Annotated in this window: 3 protein-coding genes; all 3 read left to right on the top strand. The window is 34.1% G+C overall.

What is annotated here, in order from left to right; all coding sequences use genetic code 11:
* Positions 1-556 (top strand): dihydroxyacetone kinase subunit DhaL (gene dhaL / locus ACLNCN_RS04455; protein WP_424844712.1); only part of this gene is annotated, 556 nt, incomplete at its 5' end.
* A complete protein-coding gene (gene dhaM / locus ACLNCN_RS04450) occupies positions 556-930 on the top strand; it encodes a dihydroxyacetone kinase phosphoryl donor subunit DhaM (protein ID WP_049543605.1) in 375 nt (124 codons plus the stop codon). The genes dhaL and dhaM, both read left to right, overlap by 1 nt.
* Positions 931-1,680: 750 nt before the next feature.
* Positions 1,681-2,159 (top strand): hypothetical protein (locus ACLNCN_RS04445; RefSeq protein WP_424844711.1); only part of this gene is annotated, 479 nt, incomplete at its 3' end.

The raw sequence follows: 2,159 nt of genomic DNA, 5'->3' as shown, positions 1-2,159 counted from the left end.
TGAATGGATGAAGCTTTTTAATAAAAAGATTCAAGAACAGAAAGATTACCTTAGTGAGCTAGACACTCCTATAGGAGATGGAGACCACGGTGGAAATATGGCGCGTGGCATGGCTGCAGTTATGGAAAACTTAGAAGGAAAGCAATTTGAGACTAGCAGTGATGTTTTTAAACTTGTCTCAATGCAACTACTGAGTAAGGTAGGTGGTGCTTCTGGTCCCTTGTATGGCTCTGCTTTTATGGGCATGGCCAAGGCTGATTCAAATTCGAAAATAGAGGAAATCTTACAAAGTGGTTTGGATATGATTGTCAAACGTGGGAAAGCAGAAGTTGGAGAAAAGACAATGGTTGATGTTTGGACTCCTGTTATTGCTGCCTTGTCTGCTGGTCAATTGACTCAAGAGGTTATTGATAAGCTAGTGAATGCTACCAAAGATTTACTTGCAACTAAAGGAAGGGCATCTTATGTAGGAGAACGTTCTCTTGGACATATTGATCCTGGATCATTCTCATCAGGATTACTCTTTACTGCTCTTTTAGAAACTGGGGTGGTTTAATGGGAAGTGTTGGTCTTGTTATCGTTTCACATTCCAAAAACATTGCACAAGGTGTTGTTGAACTGATTAGTGAAGTAGCTAAAGATGTTCCGATTACTTATGTAGGAGGAACCGAAGATGGAGGAATTGGAACAAGTTTTGATCAAGTAGATAGGGTTGTTTCCGAAAATCCAGCAGATACTTTATTAGCTTTTTTTGACCTAGGTTCTGCTAAAATGAACTTAGAAATGGTAGCTGATTTCAGTGATAAAAGTATCATGATCAATAGGGTTCCAATTGTAGAAGGTGCCTATACTGCAGCTGCTCTTCTTCAGGCTGGTGCAGAACTGTCAGTTATTCAAACACAGTTGTCGGAGCTTGAAATCAATAAATAAGGAATCATCCTATCATTTCTTTTATAGGTGAGTTATTGATTATCTCAACTATCAAATTTTAAGTAAATAATTTCAAAATCAGAAAGGGATTGCTTTATGCAGTTCCTTTTTAATGTAAAAGGAGTGGAATCATAGCGTTTCTAAATTGTTAATACTCTTCGAAAATCAAATTCAAACCACGTCAACGTCGCCTTGCCGTACTCAAGTACAGCCTGCGGCTAGTTTCCTAGTTTGCTCTTTGATTTTCATTGAGTATAATAATTCAAAACTGATTGTGATGGGACTATTCTAGCTTTAGAATCCTTCAAAAATTAAAATTTAAGGCAATCAATGTTTTAGAAGAGTGCGAAAACATTTAGTTTATAGGAATTCTAAGTCTAGAATTACATGGATATTTATGAAGTTAGGATATTCGATAGTTAGGATTGTTCTATTCTGAAAGATTTGAGCTGTCAATCTTCTAGAATAGTAGTTTGCCAATGAATTTTGTTGAAAGATTCCTTGTTTTATGGTAGTCTAAAGTAAAAGAAAGCCTTATCATTATATTTGTATCTTTAATCTGACTTGGTTTAGGTCTAGAAAAGGGATAGATATTTGGGGGTTTCAAATAATAATAATATTTTCACTTGCAAAAAATGTATTTCAACTTTACCTAATGTAGAAGAAGGAAATATCATAAAATGCTTATGACTTGTTTGAAAGAGAATGTAAACTAAAAATGGATTCCCTTTAAATATTAGGAGTAGGTAGATGAGTAATCTAGAGTCAATTCGTAAAGCGCATATCATCGTGTGGGGTGCCTATCTATTTTTATCATTAAGGGCGCCGCTAATTAGCAGCACAGAGTATTTCGTGCTTATTTTTTTAGCGTTTCTCTATTCAATAGTATCGCTACCTATATACTCTGTGAAGAATAAAATAGTATCTATTTGTTTGGCTATAAACTCGATCCTGTTAATGAGTTTTCCAATTTTAATCAATAAATTTTTCCCAGGAAACGTTTCTACTTATATCGTATTAATAAGTAATTTTATCCTGGAGTTTTTAATCTTTAATAAAATTGGTAAAGATTTTGATACTAGATTAGCTAGTGAGTATAGGAAAATCAGTCAGTTTAAAAGTAAGATGTCTCAATCTCCTTGGATAAAATATTTAGAGATTTCTAGTTTTATATTAACTATATTTCCATTTATTCTTCATGGTACAGTTGATAATCGTGTATTGACTCT

This window comes from Streptococcus sp. CL8.13, from assembly GCF_049737895.1.
The sequence above is the reverse complement of the archived record's forward strand: the minus strand, read 5'-3'. Positions and strand labels throughout refer to the sequence as shown.

Excerpts from the sequence above, each read along its gene's own strand:
- dhaM (WP_049543605.1), top strand. The coding sequence starts at position 556 with ATGGGAAGTGTTGGTCTTGTTATCGTTTCACATTCCAAAAACATTGCA.